17 protein-coding genes are annotated in these 18,272 nt (G+C 37.5%); all 17 read left to right on the forward strand.

Going from position 1 to position 18,272, the window contains the following annotated elements; translation table 11 throughout:
* The first annotated feature begins 126 nt into the window (after positions 1–126).
* The 17 genes from smc to trmFO all read left to right on the forward strand — a co-directional run bounded on the left by smc (position 127) and on the right by trmFO (position 18,211).
* Complete coding sequence (gene smc / locus A6J74_RS25355; protein WP_000479010.1) at positions 127–3,696, forward strand: chromosome segregation protein SMC; 3,570 nt, start codon at positions 127–129, stop codon at positions 3,694–3,696.
* A gap of 14 nt (positions 3,697–3,710) precedes the next feature.
* Positions 3,711–4,700, forward strand: coding sequence for a signal recognition particle-docking protein FtsY (gene ftsY, locus A6J74_RS25360; protein WP_000007643.1), 990 nt, complete (start codon positions 3,711–3,713; stop codon positions 4,698–4,700).
* A 133-nt stretch (positions 4,701–4,833) separates the two neighbouring features.
* Positions 4,834–5,166, forward strand: a complete 333-nt coding sequence (locus A6J74_RS25365) for a putative DNA-binding protein (RefSeq protein ID WP_000891061.1) — start codon at positions 4,834–4,836, stop codon at positions 5,164–5,166.
* Between the two features lie 12 nt (positions 5,167–5,178).
* A complete protein-coding gene (gene ffh, locus A6J74_RS25370) occupies positions 5,179–6,528 on the forward strand; it encodes a signal recognition particle protein (RefSeq protein WP_000863463.1) in 1,350 nt (449 codons plus the stop codon).
* Positions 6,529–6,629: 101 nt separating this feature from the next.
* Positions 6,630–6,902, forward strand: a complete 273-nt coding sequence (gene rpsP / locus A6J74_RS25375; RefSeq protein ID WP_000268750.1) for a 30S ribosomal protein S16 — start codon at positions 6,630–6,632, stop codon at positions 6,900–6,902.
* A gap of 14 nt (positions 6,903–6,916) precedes the next feature.
* On the forward strand, positions 6,917–7,144 hold the full coding sequence (locus A6J74_RS25380) for a KH domain-containing protein (protein ID WP_000737399.1): 228 nt from the start codon (positions 6,917–6,919) through the stop codon (positions 7,142–7,144).
* Positions 7,145–7,265: 121 nt separating this feature from the next.
* Positions 7,266–7,781 (forward strand): ribosome maturation factor RimM, encoded by a 516-nt coding sequence (gene rimM, locus A6J74_RS25385; RefSeq protein ID WP_000170280.1) that lies wholly within the window; start codon positions 7,266–7,268, stop codon positions 7,779–7,781.
* A complete protein-coding gene (trmD, locus tag A6J74_RS25390; RefSeq protein ID WP_000686907.1) occupies positions 7,781–8,515 on the forward strand; it encodes a tRNA (guanosine(37)-N1)-methyltransferase TrmD in 735 nt (244 codons plus the stop codon). Before rimM ends, trmD begins: the two co-directional genes overlap by 1 nt.
* 146 nt (positions 8,516–8,661) lie before the next feature.
* Positions 8,662–9,006 carry a 50S ribosomal protein L19 gene (gene rplS / locus A6J74_RS25395; RefSeq protein WP_001186517.1) on the forward strand — a complete coding sequence of 115 codons (345 nt, stop codon included), beginning with the start codon at positions 8,662–8,664 and terminating at the stop codon, positions 9,004–9,006.
* A gap of 101 nt (positions 9,007–9,107) precedes the next feature.
* Positions 9,108–9,659: a signal peptidase I gene (gene lepB, locus A6J74_RS25400; RefSeq protein ID WP_000712442.1), complete on the forward strand. Its 552-nt coding sequence runs from the start codon at positions 9,108–9,110 to the stop codon at positions 9,657–9,659.
* 20 nt (positions 9,660–9,679) lie between these two features.
* Entirely contained in the window at positions 9,680–10,570 is an 891-nt protein-coding gene (ylqF, locus tag A6J74_RS25405; protein WP_000236689.1) for a ribosome biogenesis GTPase YlqF, read from the forward strand.
* A gap of 56 nt (positions 10,571–10,626) precedes the next feature.
* Entirely contained in the window at positions 10,627–11,400 is a 774-nt protein-coding gene (locus A6J74_RS25410; RefSeq protein WP_001171132.1) for a ribonuclease HII, read from the forward strand.
* 194 nt (positions 11,401–11,594) lie between these two features.
* Positions 11,595–12,755, forward strand: a complete 1,161-nt coding sequence (sucC, locus tag A6J74_RS25415) for an ADP-forming succinate--CoA ligase subunit beta (protein ID WP_001020779.1) — start codon at positions 11,595–11,597, stop codon at positions 12,753–12,755.
* Between the two features lie 19 nt (positions 12,756–12,774).
* The gene (gene sucD, locus A6J74_RS25420) at positions 12,775–13,677 is read left to right on the forward strand and encodes a succinate--CoA ligase subunit alpha (RefSeq protein WP_000115185.1); all 903 of its coding nucleotides are present in this window, start codon (positions 12,775–12,777) and stop codon (positions 13,675–13,677) included.
* An 88-nt stretch (positions 13,678–13,765) separates the two neighbouring features.
* The gene (gene dprA, locus A6J74_RS25425) at positions 13,766–14,635 is read left to right on the forward strand and encodes a DNA-processing protein DprA (RefSeq protein WP_000818051.1); all 870 of its coding nucleotides are present in this window, start codon (positions 13,766–13,768) and stop codon (positions 14,633–14,635) included.
* Between the two features lie 144 nt (positions 14,636–14,779).
* Entirely contained in the window at positions 14,780–16,858 is a 2,079-nt protein-coding gene (gene topA, locus A6J74_RS25430; protein ID WP_001286961.1) for a type I DNA topoisomerase, read from the forward strand.
* Positions 16,859–16,906: 48 nt separating this feature from the next.
* Positions 16,907–18,211: an FADH(2)-oxidizing methylenetetrahydrofolate--tRNA-(uracil(54)-C(5))-methyltransferase TrmFO gene (gene trmFO / locus A6J74_RS25435; protein ID WP_000212000.1), complete on the forward strand. Its 1,305-nt coding sequence runs from the start codon at positions 16,907–16,909 to the stop codon at positions 18,209–18,211.
* The last annotated feature ends 61 nt before the right edge of the window (positions 18,212–18,272 follow it).

Genomic DNA, 18,272 nt, shown 5'->3' on the forward strand with positions numbered 1-18,272 from the left:
GGGATTCCTTATGCATAGAATGAAACTTTTCTTTTGTAGATAAATGAAAGGAAAGTAAATCCGTATTATAGCTTGGTTTCGTACAGACAACGTATATAACAACGGAGAATAGGAGGAAGACCTTTCGTGTTTTTAAAAAGATTAGAAATAGCAGGATTTAAATCTTTTGCTGAGCGTGTATCTGTCGATTTTGTTCCAGGTGTTACGTCTGTAGTAGGGCCTAATGGGAGCGGGAAAAGTAATATTACTGATGCAATTCGCTGGGTACTTGGTGAACAATCTGCAAAATCATTACGTGGTGCAAAGATGGAGGATGTTATTTTTGCCGGTAGTGAAACGAGGAGAGCGGTTAATGTAGCTGAAGTAACATTAACTTTAAATAATGAAGATCAACGTTTACCGATTGAATATAACGAGGTGAGTGTAACGCGCCGTGTATCTCGTTCAGGTGATAGTGACTTTTATATAAATAAACAATCTTGTAGATTGAAAGACATTATCGATTTATTTATGGACTCTGGCATGGGAAGAGAAGCCTTTTCAATTATTAGTCAGGGGAAAGTGGAAGAGATTTTAAGTAGTAAATCAGAAGAACGTCGCGGTGTATTTGAAGAAGCGGCAGGTGTGCTGAAATACAAACTTCGCAAAAAGAAAGCTGAAGGGAAATTAGCGGATACACAAGAAAACTTAAATCGTGTACAAGATATTATTCATGAATTGAGTATTCAAGTAGAACCGTTAGAGAGACAAGCTTCTATTGCGAAAGATTATCTTGAGAAAAAAGAAGAGTTAGAGAAAGTAGAAGCTGCGCTTATTGTACATGAAATTGAAGAATTGCATGAGAAATGGGAAGCGCTTCGAAGTCAGTTTGGGCATAATAAAAACGAAGAAGCTAAAATGTCAACGCATTTACAAAAAAGTGAAGAAGAGCTTGAGGAGTTACGTGGACAATTACAAGCGGTAGATGAGTCTGTAGATTCCTTGCAAGAAGTTCTTCTTCTTTCTAGCAAAGAGCTAGAAAAATTAGAAGGACAACGTGAGCTGTTAAAAGAGAGGAAGCAAAATGCTACGACGCATTGTGCACAACTTGAACAGTTAATTGTTGAATTGACAGAAAAAGCTAAAAGTTATGATGGTGAAATTGAATCAAGTACAGAAGTGTTAATGCAATTTGTAGATCAAGTAAAAGAATTGGAGAGAAATTTGCTTGATAATGAACAACTGCTTGCAACTTTTGCGGATAATTTAGAGGAACAGATTGAGAATTTAAAAGGGGATTATATTGAACTTTTAAATCAACAAGCTAGTCAGCGTAATGAATTATCTATGATTGAAGAACAGTCTAAACAGCAAAACTCTAAAAATGAACGTCTTGATGAAGAGAATGCGAAATATGTAGAAATGCGTATGGAAATCACAGCGAAAAAGACGAAACTTGTTGAAAGTTATGAACAAGTGAAAGAAAAAATAGCTGGTATCATTTCGAACATACAGAAAACAGAAGCGGCGCTCGGGAAATGTAAGGCGCAGTATAGTGAAAATGAAACAAAACTGTATCAAGCATATCAATTTGTACAACAGGCGCGCTCACGAAAAGAAATGCTAGAAGAGATGCAAGAGGACTATTCTGGTTTCTACCAAGGTGTACGTGAAGTATTGAAAGCTAGAGAAAATAGGTTGCAAGGTATCGAGGGTGCTGTTGCGGAACTGTTAACGGTACCGAAAGAATATGAAGTTGCAATGGAAATTGCTCTAGGTGCAGCAATGCAGCATATCGTTGTACAAACAGAGGAACATGCTCGTAATGCAATTGCATTTTTAAAGCAGAATAAACATGGACGTGCAACGTTTTTACCGCAAGCTGTTATTAAAAGTAGATCGTTATCATTTGAACAGTTACGTGTTGTGAATCAACATCCATCGTTTGTAGGAGTAGCGGCAGAACTTGTGCAGTACAATAATAAATACGAGAATGTCGTTTCGAGCCTATTAGGTACAGTTGTTGTTGCGAAAGATTTACGCGGTGCAAATGAATTAGCGAAACAATTACAATATCGCTATCGTATTGTAACACTTGAAGGTGACGTAGTGAATCCTGGGGGTTCAATGACTGGTGGAGCTGTAAAACAGGCGAAATCTTCTTTATTAGGACGTCAGCGTGAACTTGAAGAATGGACTAAAAAGCTCACTGATATGGAAGAAAAAACAACGAAGCTAGAAAACTTTGTTAAAGCAGTAAAGCAAGAGATTCAAGAAAAAGAAGTACAAATACGCGAACTACGCCAAGGTGTAGAAACTGAGCGTGCAGATGAACAAAAATTAAGAGAAGAAATTAATCAATTAGAATTAGAAGAACATCGAATTAATGATCGCTTATCTATATACGACTTAGAGATAGAAGGATTTTTACAAGATCAAGTGAAAATGCAAGGACGTAAAGGAGAGTTAGAAAAGATTTTAGCAACTCTTCAAGCAGAGATTTCGGAATTAGATAGCAAAATCGTCGCGTTAACGAAACAAAAAAGTGAGCAACATTCTTCAAAAGAAAAAGTTCAGAAGGAAATGACTGAGCTGAAAGTACAAGCGGCTGAACAACAACAACGTTTGTCTAATCAAAAAGAAAAAGTTGAACGATTAACGAAGGAAAAAGAAGAAACTGATACAACACTTGTAAAAACAAAAGAAGATTTAGCATTCTTAAAGCAAGAAATGACATCTAATTCAAGTGGTGAAGAACAAATTACGAATATGATTGAGAAAAAAGCATATGATCGTAATCAAACTTCAGAATTAATTCGCTCTCGCCGTGAACAACGTGTATCATTACAAGAGAGAGTGGAGCATTTAGAACGTAATGTGAAGGAAACGTTAGGCAAGCATAAATATATTCTTGAGTTGTTGAAAGATCAAGAAGTGAAAATTAACCGACTTGATGTTGAGTTGGAAAATAGATTGCAACATTTACGTGAAACATATACGATTTCATTTGAAGCAGCAAAACTGAAGTATACAATGATGATGCCTGCAGAAGATGCGCGTAAAAAGGTGAAATTAATAAAACTATCCATAGAAGAGTTAGGTACAGTAAACTTGGGTGCAATTGATGAATACGAGCGAGTAGCGGAACGTCATACGTTCTTACTAGAGCAACGAGATGATTTAGAAGAAGCGAAAGCGACATTGCACCAACTTATTACTGAGATGGATGAAGAAATGAAAAAACGTTTTTCCACTACTTTTGAAGGGATTCGAACGGAGTTTCAATCTGTATTTACTGAATTATTCGGAGGCGGTAGAGCGGATTTAGTAATGACGGATCCTGGAGACATATTAAATACTGGTATTGATATTGTTGCACAACCACCAGGAAAGAAATTGCAGAACTTAGGTTTACTGTCAGGTGGAGAACGTGCTTTAACGGCAATAGCGCTTTTATTTGGTATTTTAAAAGTACGCCCAGTACCATTCTGTGTACTAGACGAAGTAGAAGCGGCTCTAGACGAAGCGAATGTTGCTCGTTTTGCGCAATATTTAAAGAAATTTAGTGATGAGACGCAGTTTATTGTAATTACACACAGGAAAGGTACAATGGAAGAGTCTGATGTATTGTATGGTGTAACGATGCAAGAATCAGGTGTATCTAAGCTTGTTTCTGTTCGTTTAGATGACGGGGAAGAACTTGTGGCGAGTAAATAGGAAGGATGGGAAGCATGAGCTTTTTTAAAAAACTTAAAGAAAAAATTTCAAAACAAACGGATACAGTAACAGAGAAATTTAAACACGGATTGGAAAAAACGAGAAATTCATTTGCGGATAAAGTAAATGATTTAGTCTATCGTTACCGTAAAGTGGATGAAGATTTCTTTGAAGAGTTAGAAGAGATTTTAATCGGCGCAGACGTAGGGGTTTCGACTGTAATGGAATTAATTGATCAGTTGAAAGAAGAAGTGCAGCGCCGAAATATTCAGGACCCAAAAGAAGTACAAGCTGTTATTTCGGAAAAGTTAGTTGGCATTTATAAAGGTGACAGCGACTTTAGTAATGAAATCAATATGCAAGAAGATCAATTAACAGTTGTTTTATTTGTAGGTGTTAACGGTGTAGGGAAAACGACGACAATTGGTAAACTGGCACATAGATTTAAATCAGAAGGTAAGTCAGTCCTATTGGCAGCAGGAGATACGTTCCGTGCTGGCGCGATTGAACAATTAGAAGTATGGGGCGATCGCGTTGGTGTAGAAGTCATTAAACAAGGGTCTGGTTCTGACCCTGCAGCGGTAATGTATGACGCTGTACAAGCTGCAAAAGCGCGTAAAGTAGATGTATTACTATGTGATACAGCAGGACGTTTGCAAAATAAGGTGAACTTAATGAAAGAGTTAGAGAAAGTGAAGCGTGTAATTGAGCGTGAAGTACCAGGAGCTCCTCATGAAGTGTTACTAGTTATTGATGCAACAACAGGTCAAAACGGTTTAAGTCAAGCGAAAACATTCCGTGAAGCAACGAATGTTACTGGTATTGTTTTAACGAAGTTAGATGGAACTGCTAAAGGTGGTATCGTATTAGCAATTCGTAACGAAATGGATGTACCGGTGAAATTTGTTGGCTTAGGAGAGCAAATGGATGATCTGCAGCAGTTTGATCCAGAACAATATGTGTATGGTTTATTTGCAAATTTAGTGGAAACAGAAGAAGTATAAATGAAAGAAGCGGTATTACCGCTTCTTTTTCTATAAAAAATAAGTGATGTTAAGAAAAAAACTTGACACTCTTTTATACTCCATGTAAACTAATTGATGTAAAGGGAAATCACTTAACAAAGGATGATCCAACATGCTCGAGAAAACAACGAGAATGAACTATTTATTTGATTTTTATCAATCGTTGTTAACGCAAAAACAAAGAAGTTATATGTCGCTTTATTATCTAGATGATTTATCTCTTGGTGAAATTGCGGAAGAATTTGATGTAAGTCGCCAAGCCGTGTATGATAACATTAAACGGACTGAAGCGATGCTTGAAGAATATGAAGATAAATTAGTATTACTTCAAAAGTTTCAAGAGCGACAGCGACTTGTTGCAAAGCTAAAACAGCTAATCAGCGAAGAAGAGCATGTGAATGAAGAAATGAAACAAGTTGTTGAAGCTATCGAAAAATTAGATTAGGAGGGCGGCAATATGGCATTTGAAGGATTAGCCGACCGACTTCAACAGACAATGCAAAAAATCCGCGGCAAAGGAAAAGTTTCTGAAGCCGATGTGAAAGAAATGATGAGAGAAGTTCGTCTAGCTCTTTTAGAAGCGGATGTTAACTTTAAAGTAGTAAAAGATTTTGTAAAGCGTGTGTCTGAGCGTGCTGTCGGACAAGATGTAATGAAAAGTTTGACACCTGGACAACAAGTAATTAAAGTTGTACAGGAAGAACTTACAGAACTTATGGGCGGAGAGCAAAGCAAAATTGCTGTTGCTAATAAGCCACCGACTGTTATAATGATGGTTGGTCTGCAAGGTGCGGGTAAAACGACGACAACAGGTAAGCTTGCGAATTTGCTTCGTAAAAAGCATAATCGTAAACCGATGCTTGTTGCAGCGGATATTTACCGTCCAGCAGCGATTAAACAGCTTGAAACATTAGGGAAGCAATTGGACATGCCTGTTTTCTCTTTAGGAGATCAAGTAAGTCCTGTTGAAATTGCGAAACAAGCGATTGCAAAGGCAAAAGAAGATCATCACGATTATGTTTTAATCGATACAGCAGGTCGCCTGCATATTGATGAAGAACTAATGGATGAATTAGCGAAAGTGAAAGAAGTTGCGAATCCGGATGAAATTTTCCTTGTTGTCGATGCGATGACAGGACAAGACGCGGTAAATGTTGCACAAAGTTTCCATGATCAGTTAGGGTTAACGGGTGTTGTATTAACGAAACTAGATGGTGATACGCGCGGTGGTGCGGCATTATCTATTAAGGCTGTAACAAATACACCAATTAAATTTGCTGGTATGGGTGAAAAACTAGATGCGATTGAAGCGTTCCATCCAGAACGTATGGCATCCCGCATTTTAGGGATGGGCGACGTCTTAACATTAATTGAAAAAGCGCAAGCTACAGTTGATGAAGAGAAAGCAAAAGAACTTGAGCAAAAAATGCGTACGCTTTCGTTTACACTTGACGATTTCCTAGAACAACTTGGACAAGTGCGTCAACTTGGACCACTTGACGAATTGTTAGGGATGCTTCCTGGTGCAAATAAAATTAAAGGGCTGAAAAATGCGCAAGTTGATGAAAAGCAAATTGGGCATATTGAGGCAATTATTCGTTCTATGACTAAATTAGAACGTGAACAACCGGAAATAATTAACGCTAGTCGAAAAAAACGCATTGCCAAAGGTAGCGGTACAACCGTACAAGAAATCAATCGTCTAATCAAGCAATTCGATGATATGAAGAAAATGATGAAAACGATGACTGGAATGCAAAAAGGTAAGAAAAAAGGACTAGGTGGAATGAAGTTTCCATTCATGTAAGAAAAAAAGATGGCTCTGTTAAGAAAAAATACTTTACAAAGCAATAGTCTTTTTGCTAATATAATTATCTGTGTGAAATAAATTCGGAGGTGCTTTATAAAATGGCAGTTAAAATTCGTTTAAAACGTATGGGAGCTAAAAAAACTCCTTTCTATCGTGTAGTTGTTGCAGATTCTCGTTCTCCTCGTGACGGACGTTTCATTGAGGAAATCGGTACTTATAATCCGGTTGCTCAACCAGCTGAAGTTAAGATCAACGAAGAAGCAGCATTAAAATGGTTAGGAAACGGTGCTAAACCATCTGATACAGTTCGTAACTTATTCTCTAACCAAGGTATCATGGAGAAATTCCACTTATCTAAACAAGGTAAGTAATTGAGGCAATGACTATGAAGAAGTTAGTCGAGACGATTGTCAAGCCTCTTGTCGATCATCCTGAAGATGTAAAAGTTACACAGGAACTTTACAACGGAGAGATAAAGTATCGATTAACTGTACATCCTGAGGATGTTGGAAAAGTCATTGGTAAGCAAGGGAGAGTTGCGAAAGCGATTCGAATGCTCTTGTATTCAGTGGGACATCATAATGATGAAAAAGTAACACTGGAAATTCAATAAACGTAAAAAGGGCGAGGAGTTATATCCTCTCCCTTTTTTAACATTTAAAGAGAAGTTGCATGTTCCATATGTGAAATGGAGATGCTTAATTTATATAGAAACCAGGGGTGACATACTATTTATGACAAAATGGTTTAATGTAGGGAAAATTGTAAATACTCATGGCGTAAGAGGAGAAATTCGTGTTATTTCTCGTACTGATTTTCCGGAAGAGCGATATAAAGTAGGAAACACTCTATACATATCGAATGAGAAAAGTACAGACTTCCTTCCGGTGAAGGTAACTTCTCATCGTCAACATAAGACATTTGATTTATTAACATTTGAAGGATACAACAATGTAGATGAAGCAGAAAAGTTTAAAGGTTCTTTAATAAAAGTACCAGAAGAGCAGTTAGGCGAACTTGCTGAAGGTGAATACTACTACCATGAAATTATTGGTTGTAGTGTTGTAACGGAAGAAGGAGAAGCGTTAGGAACGATTAAAGAGATTCTATCTCCTGGTGCAAATGATGTTTGGGTAATTAAACGTCCAAAAGGCCAAGATCTTTTAATTCCTTACATTGATGATGTTGTACTTCAAGTTAATATTGAAAATAAATTAGTAACCATTCATGTAATGGAAGGGCTACTATAATGAAAATTGATATTTTAACGTTGTTTCCAGACATGTTTACCGGTGTATTTGGGTCTTCCATCTTAAAGAAGGCGCAAGAAAAAGAAGCGGTAAGCCTTCGTGTTGTTAACTTTCGTGATTATACAACGAGTAAGCATAATAGTGTAGACGATTACCCTTACGGCGGAGGTGCTGGTATGGTGCTTACTCCTCAGCCTATTTTTGATGCGGTGGAAGATTTAACGAAAGAAACAGAGCGTAAGCCGAGAGTTGTCTTAATGTGTCCGCAAGGGGAAAGATTTACTCAGAAGAAAGCGGAAGAGCTTGCAGAGGAAGAACATTTAATCTTTGTATGTGGGCATTATGAAGGGTATGATGAACGGATTCGTGAGCATCTCGTAACTGATGAGATTTCTATTGGTGACTACGTATTAACAGGTGGAGAATTAGCCTCTATGGTTATTACTGATAGTGTAGTACGTCTCCTGCCAGGAGTACTAGGAAATCATGCTTCACAAGTGGAAGATTCGTTTAGTACAGGGTTATTGGAACATCCACATTATACACGTCCTGCTGATTTTCGTGGTATGAAGGTACCAGATGTTTTAATGTCAGGAAATCATAAAAATATTGATGAATGGCGCCATAAAGAATCTTTGCGTCGTACGTACACACGTAGACCGGATTTATTGGAAGAAAGAGAATTATCTAAGCAAGAAAAGAAATGGTTGGAACAGATTAAAGAAGAACAATAAGGGCTTCATATATTTTCTATTGCAACAGTCCTAGCAATATGCTATTATAACATTTGTGCTACTGAAATCAGTAGCCGTATTAACGATGTTCCGCTGTAATTTAATAAGACTTTATAAGAGCATCTGTTTAAAGGAGAGAATTTAATATGCAACAATTAATCGCAGAAATTACAAAAGGCCAATTAAAAACTGACCTTCCTTCATTCCGTCCTGGAGACACTTTACGTGTACACGTAAAAGTAGTTGAGGGAACTCGTGAAAGAATTCAGCTTTTCGAAGGTGTTGTAATCAAACGTCGTGGTGGCGGAATCAGTGAAACATTCACAGTTCGTAAGATTTCTTACGGTGTAGGTGTTGAGCGTACATTCCCAGTTCACACGCCAAGAATCGCGAACATCGAAGTACTTCGCCGTGGTAAAGTACGTCGTGCTAAGTTATACTACTTACGTAACCTTCGCGGTAAAAAAGCACGTATTAAAGAAATTCGATAAGACATGTATGGGAGCTTGTAAATGCGCAAGCTCCCTTTTTCCAATCTATATAAAATTTTGGTATAATACGAGCAGCTTACATAACCGTGGAGGGGAAATACATGAAAAAAGAGACGAGTTCACTTTGGGAATGGATCAAAGCAATTTTGATTGCTGTTGTATTAGCTGGTGTTATTAGACAGTTTTTCTTTGCACCAATTCTCGTAGATGGGGTATCAATGGCGCCAACTTTACATGATCGAGATCGAATGATTGTAAATAAAATTGGTTATCACATAGGAGACCCAAAACGCTTCGATATTATCGTATTCCGCGCAACGGAAGATAAAGATTATATTAAGCGTATTATTGGCCTGCCAGGCGATGAAATAGAGTATCGGAATGACAAACTATATGTTAACGGAAAGGTTTATGAGGAGCCGTATTTAGATAAGCAGAAAAAACAGCTTGCTGATGGACCACTTACATATGATTTTACTCTTGAAGAAATGACGGGAAAGAAAACTGTTCCAAAAGATCAATTATTTGTTTTAGGGGATAATCGTCGTTTTAGTAAAGATAGCCGTTCGATTGGTACGATTTCAATGGATCAAGTACTTGGTAAAGCCAATATGCTATATTGGCCGTTAAAAGATGCACGTATTGTGAAATAAATGAAAAAGAAGGTGGCAACATGGTAATTCAATGGTTTCCGGGGCATATGGCTAAGGCTAGACGCCAAGTAACAGAAAAATTAAAATTAATTGATGTTGTAATTGAACTTGTAGATGCTCGATTACCATTATCATCTCGAAACCCGATGATTGATGAGATTATTACACATAAGCCAAGGCTTGTTGTTTTAAATAAAGCGGATATGGCAGATGATCGTCTAACGAAAGAATGGATTGCATATTTTAAAGAAAAAGGGCATATGGCAATTTCAATTAATGCGCAAGCTGGACAAGGTATGAAGGAAATTACTGCGGCTTGTAAAGTGCTTGTTAAAGAGAAGTTTGATAAGATGGTTGCGAAAGGGATTAGACCGAGAGCAATTCGTGCTTTAATTGTCGGTATACCGAATGTTGGTAAATCTACGTTAATTAATAAATTGGCGAAGAAAAACATTGCTAAAACAGGAGATCGTCCAGGTGTGACAACAGCTCAACAATGGATTAAAGTTGGGAAAGAAATGGAACTGTTAGATACACCAGGTATTTTGTGGCCTAAATTTGAAGATCAATTAGTGGGTCTTCGTTTAGCGACAACGGGTGCAATTAAAGATTCAATTTTAAATTTACAAGATGTAGCTGTTTATGCATTACGTTTTATGGAGAAACACTATCCAGAACGTTTAAAAGAGCGATATAATTTAGATGAAATTCCAGAAGATATTGTAGAGTTATTTGATGCAATTGGAAAATACAGAGGCTGTTTAATGGGCGGCGGAATGATTGATTATGATAAAACATCTGAACTGGTACTTCGTGAACTTCGCGGTGGAAAACTTGGTAAAATGACGTTTGAAACACCAGAAGAGTTTGTGGAGCAAGTAGAAGAGGTAGAGAAAATAGAAGAAGTATAAGACGTGCGTTTGTACGTCTTTTCTTTTTGTATACGTTTATAAAGGAGTGTACTTATATGCAAAAAATGACAATACAAGAAGCGGAGAATTTACTGCAAGAAATTATGAGTGAAGAAGATGATCGCTTTCAAATGTTAATGAAAGATGAACGAAAGGGCATTCAAAAACTTATTTTGAAATGGTACAAACAAAAAGAGTTAGCACAAAAGGAAAAAGAAAAATTTCTAGAAATGTCTAAGTATGAAAATGCGTTACGTGAAAAAGGAATCACATATATTGCTGGCATTGATGAAGTAGGGCGTGGACCATTAGCTGGGCCCGTTGTGACGGCAGCTGTCGTTCTTCCAGATGATTTTTATATTCCAGGGTTAGATGACTCAAAAAAGCTGAGTGAAGCGAAGCGAGAGCGTTTTTATGATGAAATAAAAGCACAAGCAATTGCGATTGGAGTTGGAATTGTATCACCGCAAGTCATAGATGAGATAAATATTTATCAAGCGACGAAACAAGCGATGTTAGATGCTGTTGCGAATTTATCTTGTACACCACAATATTTATTAATTGATGCGATGAAGCTTCCTACATCAATTCCACAAACATCCATTATTAAAGGTGATGCGAAAAGTGTTTCTATTTCAGCTGCATCTATTATTGCGAAGGTGACGAGAGATCGTATGATGAAAGAGCTTGGGGAAAAGTATCCTGCATATGGATTTGGACAACATATGGGGTATGGAACGAAACAGCATTTAGAAGCGATTGAAGCGCATGGAGTATTAGAGGAACACCGGAAATCATTTGCGCCAATTAAAGATATGATTCAAAAATAAGCTGTGAATATACAGCTTATTTTTTTATTTTGGTATATGAACATTATTATTTTCGAAAAAGAATAAAGCGATTTCAGTTTTCTGACACTTTATTGTAGACAGCGTGCCAATCATCTTATACAATGGCAATGTAATGTTTTTTAAACATTAAAAAACTTTTCGAGTAAAACAGGAAAACAGGGGAGGATGGGACCATGAATATCCATGAGTACCAAGGTAAGGCAGTCCTTAAAAGCTATGGGGTTAGCGTTCCGAACGGGAAAGTTGCATTTACAGTAGAAGAAGCTGTAGAAGCAGCGAAAGAATTAGGAACGGATGTATGTGTAGTTAAAGCGCAAATTCACGCTGGTGGACGCGGCAAAGCTGGCGGTGTAAAAGTTGCGAAAAATTTAGAAGAAGTTCGTACATATGCAGAAAGCATTTTAGGGACTACACTTGTAACGCATCAAACAGGTCCTGAAGGTAAGGAAGTAAAACGCTTACTTATCGAAGAAGGTTGCGATATTAAGAAAGAATATTATGTAGGTCTAGTGTTAGATCGTGCAACTTCTCAAGTTGTTTTAATGGCATCTGAAGAAGGTGGAACAGAAATTGAAGAAGTAGCAGAAAAAACACCTGAAAAAATCTTTAAAGAATATATTGATCCAGCAGTAGGTTTACAAGGTTTCCAAGCGCGTCGAATCGCATTTAACATCAATATTCCAAAAGAGCTTGTAGGACAAGCTGTGAAGTTTATGATGGGCTTATATCGTGCGTTTATTGAAAAAGATTGCTCTATCGCTGAAATTAATCCACTTGTTACAACAGGTGACGGTAAAGTAATGGCGTTAGATGCAAAATTAAACTTTGATTCTAATGCATTATATCGTCATAAAGACATTTTAGAGCTTCGTGATCTTGATGAAGAAGATTCAAAAGAAGTTGAAGCATCTAAATATGACTTAAACTACATTCCTTTAGATGGAAATATCGGTTGTATGGTAAATGGTGCAGGTTTAGCGATGGCTACAATGGATATCATTAAACATTACCATGGTGACCCAGCTAACTTCTTAGATGTTGGTGGCGGTGCAACGGCTGAAAAAGTAACAGAAGCATTCAAAATTATCCTTTCTGACAAAAATGTAAAAGGTATCTTCGTTAACATTTTTGGTGGCATTATGAAGTGTGATGTTATCGCAGAAGGTGTTATTGAAGCAACGAAGCAAGTAGGTCTTGAATTACCTTTAGTTGTACGTCTTGAAGGTACAAACGTAGAATTAGGTAAGAAAATTTTAAATGAGTCTGGCTTAAATATTGTTGCAGCAGAATCTATGGCAGACGGTGCACAGAAAATTGTTTCACTAGTGGGCTAATAGAAAGCGGGGGAGAAAAATGAGCGTATTAGTTAATAAAGATACAAAAGTTATTGTTCAAGGTATTACTGGTTCTCAAGGATTATTCCATACAAAACAAATGATTGAATACGGTACGAAAATTGTCGGTGGTGTAACACCTGGTAAAGGCGGCACTGATATTGAAGGTGTACCAGTATTTGATACAGTAGAAGATGCTGTGAAAGCAACAGGCGCAAACGCTTCAGTTGTATACGTTCCACCCGCTTTTGCTGCTGATGCAATTATGGAAGCAGTTGATGCGAAGATTGATTTAGTAGTATGTATTACTGAAGGAATTCCTGTATTAGATATGGTTAACGTAAAGAGATATATGGCTGGTAAACATACACGTTTACTTGGACCAAACTGCCCAGGTGTCATTACACCTGATGAATGTAAAATCGGTATTATGCCAGGATACATTCACAAAAAAGGTCATGTAGGTATCGTATCTCGTTCTGGTACATTAACATATGAAGCTGTACACCAGTTAACACAAGAAGGTATTGGCCAATCTACTGCTGTAGGTATCGGTGGGGACCCTGTTAACGGTACAGACTTTATTGATGCGTTAAAAGCATTTAATGAAGATGAAGAAACACATGCTGTAATTATGATTGGTGAAATCGGAGGTACGGCAGAAGAAGAAGCAGCTGAATGGGTAAAAGCTAATATGACAAAACCAGTTGTAGGCTTCATTGGTGGCCAAACAGCGCCTGAAGGCAAACGTATGGGTCATGCGGGGGCAATCATTTCTGGCGGCAAAGGAACTGCTGCTGAAAAGATTAAAACAATGGAAGCTTGTGGTATTAAAGTGGCTGAAACACCAGCTGTTATGGGTGAAACGTTAATCTCTGTTTTAAAAGAAAAGGGATTATTTGAAACTTGTAAAAACTATTAATCTTTTTGAAAGGCACCTTCTTATTTGAGGGTGTCTTTTTACAATTTTTCTGTTTACATAATAAAAATTATGGGTAAGGAGAATTAGGATGAAAAGAGAGCGATTATTACATCTTCATTACGTGTTAGCGGATCATTGGAAGGCGATGGAGAGGCTGCTATATGTCGATCCAGAATTGAAGGTAATATACAATTTTAACCAAAAACAAATAGAAAACTACACTGGAATATCCCCGAAAAAATCTGCAGAACTAGTACATTTCCTCCAAAATTCAAACCTTTTGCAATATATATCTTATTTAGAGAGAAATCAAATCTTTTATGTGACTATATGGGATGAAAATTACCCGCAATTATTACGTGAAATACAAGACCCTCCTTTTGTTTTATATGGAAAAGGAGAGAAGAATTTTCTAAATAAAGTAAATAAATTAGCGGTTGTTGGAACGAGAGAACCGTCGTTATACAGTCGTGAGAGTATGGAGTTTATTTTACATCCTTTATTAGAAAGAGAATGGCTTATTGTGAGCGGATTTGCAAAAGGGATAGATACAATATCTCATGAAGTTACAGTAAAGAAACATCGTCCGACTATTGCGATATTGGGACACGGATTATCTTATATGTATCCGAAAGAGAATAGACGTTTATATGAAAAGTGGGAGGAATATATATTGCTATTAACAGAGTATCCTCCGCACTATGCACCGAAAAAATGGTATTTTCCAAAAAGAAATCGAATTATTAGCGGGATAAGTAAAGGGGTTTTAGTTGTAGAAGCAAAATCAAGAAGTGGGTCACTTATTACGGCAGACCTTGCATTAGAGCAAAATAGAGAGGTATTTGCGCTTCCTGGACCAATATTTATTGATAGTGCATCGGGAACGAATCAGCTTATTCAACAAGGTGCAAAACTAGTACGAAATGCAGAGGATATCTTTGAAGAAATAATAAATTAACCTTATATTTTTATGTTTTTATTAAACAATTATTGACAAATGGTAGATTGGCACTGTATGGTATATTCATTCTTGATTGACAAAAACAAGAGAAATCAATAAGATTAATGAAGACTTGAATCCACCTCTTAAGGAGGCACTAGCATGTCAGATTACCTCGTAATCGTGGAGTCGCCTTCTAAGGCGAAGACCATTGAGAAATATTTAGGGAAAAAATACAAAGTCGTTGCGTCCATGGGACATGTTCGCGATTTACCTAAAAGCCAAATGGGGATAGAAGTAAAGAACAACTTCACCCCGAAGTATATTACCATTCGTGGTAAAGGTCCCGTTTTAAAAGATTTAAAATCAGCGGCAAAAAAAGCAAAGAAAGTCTATCTCGCGGCCGATCCAGACCGTGAAGGAGAAGCAATTGCTTGGCATTTAGCGAATACGTTAAATGTGGATGTTGAATCAGATTGTCGAGTTGTCTTCAATGAAATTACAAAAGATGCAATAAAAGAATCATTTAAACATCCTCGTGCAATTAATATGGATTTAGTAGATGCACAACAAGCAAGACGTATACTTGATCGTCTAGTTGGTTACAATATTAGTCCTTTATTATGGAAGAAAGTAAAAAAAGGATTAAGTGCAGGTCGTGTACAATCTGTAGCAGTTCGTTTAATTATCGAACGTGAAAGGGAGATTCAAAACTTTGAGCCTGAAGAATTCTGGACAATTAAAACAGAGTTTGTAAAAGGGAAAGATACATTTGAAGCAAGCTTTTACGGTGTAGATGGTGAAAAGGTTCAATTAACGAATGAAACGCAAGTGAATGAAATAATTGAACAGATGAAAGATAATGCGTTTTCAGTTGAAAATGTAACGAGAAAAGAGCGAAAACGTAATCCCGCTTTACCGTTTACAACATCTTCCTTGCAACAAGAAGCAGCACGTAAGTTAAATATGCGAGCAAAGAAAACAATGATGCTTGCACAGCAACTGTATGAAGGGATAGATCTTGGGAAACAAGGGACTGTGGGTCTTATAACGTATATGAGAACTGACTCAACGCGTATCTCAGAAACAGCTCAAACAGAGGCTCGTACTTACATTACTGAGGCGTATGGTGCGGAATACATAGGAACAGAGAAGAAGAAAGAAACGAAAAAATCAAATGCACAAGATGCGCATGAGGCAATTCGTCCTACTTCGGTAATGAGAAAGCCAGAGGAACTAAAAAGTTTCTTAGGTCGTGACCAACTTCGGTTGTATAAATTGATTTGGGAGCGATTTGTTGCAAGTCAAATGGCGTCTGCTATAATGGATACTGTTACAGCGAAACTCATTAATAACAATGTTCAGTTCCGTGCAAGTGGCTCGGTTGTAAAGTTCCCGGGGTTTATGAAAGTGTATGTTGAGTCAAAAGATGATGGTGCGGAAGAAAAGGATAAGATGTTGCCACCGTTAGAAGTGGGAGAAACGGTATTTTCAAAAGATATAGAGCCGAAACAACACTATACCCAACCACCGCCACGTTATACAGAGGCTCGTTTAGTAAGAACACTTGAAGAACTTGGGATTGGAAGACCATCCACTTATGTGCCGACACTTGAAACAATTCAAAAACGCGGTTATGTTGCTTTAGATAATAAACGTTTCGTTCCAACTGAATTGGGTGGAATAGTAATCGAACTTATTTTAGAGTTTTTCCCAGAAATTATTAACATTGAATTCACAGCTAACATGGAGCAAAGCCTTGATGAAGTGGAAGAAGGAAATGCGAATTGGGTGAAAATTGTTGATGATTTCTACGTAGGATTTGAACCGCGCTTAGAAAAAGCGGAAAAAGAAATGCGTGAAGTGGAAATTAAAGATGAACCAGCTGGGGAAGACTGTGAATTATGTGGTCATCCAATGGTCTTTAAAATGGGTAAATATGGGAAGTTTATGGCTTGCTCGAATTTCCCTGATTGTCGTAATACAAAACCGATTGTGAAAGAAATCGGTGTAATTTGTCCGAAGTGTGAAGAAGGACAAATTATTGAACGTCGTAGTAACAAAAAGAAACGTCTTTTCTACGGATGCGGTACGTATCCAGAATGCGACTTTGTATCTTGGGATAAGCCGATTGGCCGTAAATGTCCGAAGTGTGAAGGGATGCTTGTAGAGAAGAAGTTGAAAAAAGGCGTGCAAGTACAATGTATTTCGTGTGATTATGAAGAAGAACAACAAATGTGAGCGTAACTGCTCACATTTTTTTCGGGAAGAAAAGGAAAGGTGATATATATGACAACACAAGTAGTAAACGTCATTGGCGCAGGTCTTGCAGGAAGTGAAGCAGCTTACCAAATTGCAAAACGTGGTGTCCAAGTAAAATTATATGAAATGAGACCAGTAAGGCAAACGCCAGCTCATCACACAGATAAGTTTGCTGAATTAGTGTGCAGTAACTCATTACGTGCAAACACATTAACAAATGCCGTTGGAGTTATTAAAGAAGAAATGCGTTTAATGGATTCTGTCATTATTCGTGCAGCTGATGAGTGCTCTGTGCCAGCTGGAGGAGCTTTAGCAGTTGACCGTCATGAGTTTGCAGCTAAAGTGACTGAATACGTAAAGAATCATCCGAATGTAACTGTAGTGAATGAAGAGCTTACTGAAATTCCAGAAGGACCAACAATTATTGCAACAGGTCCACTTACATCTCCTGATCTTGCTGCACAATTAAAAGAACTAACAGGTGAAGATTATTTCTATTTCTACGATGCAGCAGCACCAATCGTTGAAAAAGACAGCATTGATATGAACAAAGTATATTTAAAGTCTCGTTATGATAAAGGAGAAGCGGCATATTTAAACTGTCCTATGACAGAAGAAGAATTTGATCGTTTTTATGAGGCTTTAATTGCTGCTGAGACAGTACCTTTAAAAGAATTTGAAAAGGAAATTTTCTTTGAAGGTTGTATGCCAGTGGAAGTTATGGCAAGCAGAGGAAGACAGACGCTAGTATTTGGACCAATGAAACCTGTTGGATTAGAAGATCCGAAAACAGGGAAAACGCCATATGCTGTTGTTCAGTTACGTCAAGATGATGCAGCGGGAACGTTATACAATATCGTAGGTTTCCAAACGCATTTAAAGTGGGGACCACAAAAAGAAGTGTTACAGTTAATTCCAGGACTGGAGAACGCAGAAATTGTACGCTACGGTGTAATGCATCGTAATACGTTTATTAATTCGCCTAATTTACTTCGTCCGACGTATCAATATAAACAACGTGATGATTTATTCTTTGCTGGTCAAATGACTGGAGTAGAGGGATATGTTGAATCGGCGGCATCAGGGTTATTAGCAGGTATTAACGCTGCTCGACTTGTAAAAGGCGAAGAGCCAGTTGTATTACCACCTGTAACTGCAATGGGAAGTATGGCAAATTATATTACTGCGACAAATGCGAAAAACTTCCAGCCTATGAATGCAAACTTCGGTCTATTTGCACCGTTAGAGAAGAAGATCAAAAAGAAGGCAGAACGAAATGAAGCGTATGCTACACGTGCTTTAGAAACAATTCAAAATTTTGTAAATATTTAGTTAAATTTCTTGCAAAGGCTACTAAGTTGTGATACGATTTAGTAGCCTTTATTGAGGTGAG

The organism is Bacillus sp. FDAARGOS_235 (assembly GCF_002073415.2).
In the GTDB taxonomy this organism is placed as follows: domain Bacteria; phylum Bacillota; class Bacilli; order Bacillales; family Bacillaceae_G; genus Bacillus_A; species Bacillus_A toyonensis.

Excerpts from the sequence above, each read along its gene's own strand:
- A6J74_RS25365 (WP_000891061.1), top strand. The coding sequence starts at position 4,834 with ATGCTCGAGAAAACAACGAGAATGAACTATTTATTTGATTTTTATCAA.
- sucD (WP_000115185.1), top strand. The coding sequence starts at position 12,775 with ATGAGCGTATTAGTTAATAAAGATACAAAAGTTATTGTTCAAGGTATT.
- A6J74_RS25410 (WP_001171132.1), top strand. The coding sequence starts at position 10,627 with ATGCAAAAAATGACAATACAAGAAGCGGAGAATTTACTGCAAGAAATT.
- dprA (WP_000818051.1), top strand. The coding sequence starts at position 13,766 with ATGAAAAGAGAGCGATTATTACATCTTCATTACGTGTTAGCGGATCAT.
- ylqF (WP_000236689.1), top strand. The coding sequence starts at position 9,680 with ATGGTAATTCAATGGTTTCCGGGGCATATGGCTAAGGCTAGACGCCAA.
- trmD (WP_000686907.1), top strand. The coding sequence starts at position 7,781 with ATGAAAATTGATATTTTAACGTTGTTTCCAGACATGTTTACCGGTGTA.
- trmFO (WP_000212000.1), top strand. The coding sequence starts at position 16,907 with ATGACAACACAAGTAGTAAACGTCATTGGCGCAGGTCTTGCAGGAAGT.
- rpsP (WP_000268750.1), top strand. The coding sequence starts at position 6,630 with ATGGCAGTTAAAATTCGTTTAAAACGTATGGGAGCTAAAAAAACTCCT.
- rimM (WP_000170280.1), top strand. The coding sequence starts at position 7,266 with ATGACAAAATGGTTTAATGTAGGGAAAATTGTAAATACTCATGGCGTA.
- sucC (WP_001020779.1), top strand. The coding sequence starts at position 11,595 with ATGAATATCCATGAGTACCAAGGTAAGGCAGTCCTTAAAAGCTATGGG.
- topA (WP_001286961.1), top strand. The coding sequence starts at position 14,780 with ATGTCAGATTACCTCGTAATCGTGGAGTCGCCTTCTAAGGCGAAGACC.
- A6J74_RS25380 (WP_000737399.1), top strand. The coding sequence starts at position 6,917 with ATGAAGAAGTTAGTCGAGACGATTGTCAAGCCTCTTGTCGATCATCCT.
- rplS (WP_001186517.1), top strand. The coding sequence starts at position 8,662 with ATGCAACAATTAATCGCAGAAATTACAAAAGGCCAATTAAAAACTGAC.
- ftsY (WP_000007643.1), top strand. The coding sequence starts at position 3,711 with ATGAGCTTTTTTAAAAAACTTAAAGAAAAAATTTCAAAACAAACGGAT.
- ffh (WP_000863463.1), top strand. The coding sequence starts at position 5,179 with ATGGCATTTGAAGGATTAGCCGACCGACTTCAACAGACAATGCAAAAA.
- lepB (WP_000712442.1), top strand. The coding sequence starts at position 9,108 with ATGAAAAAAGAGACGAGTTCACTTTGGGAATGGATCAAAGCAATTTTG.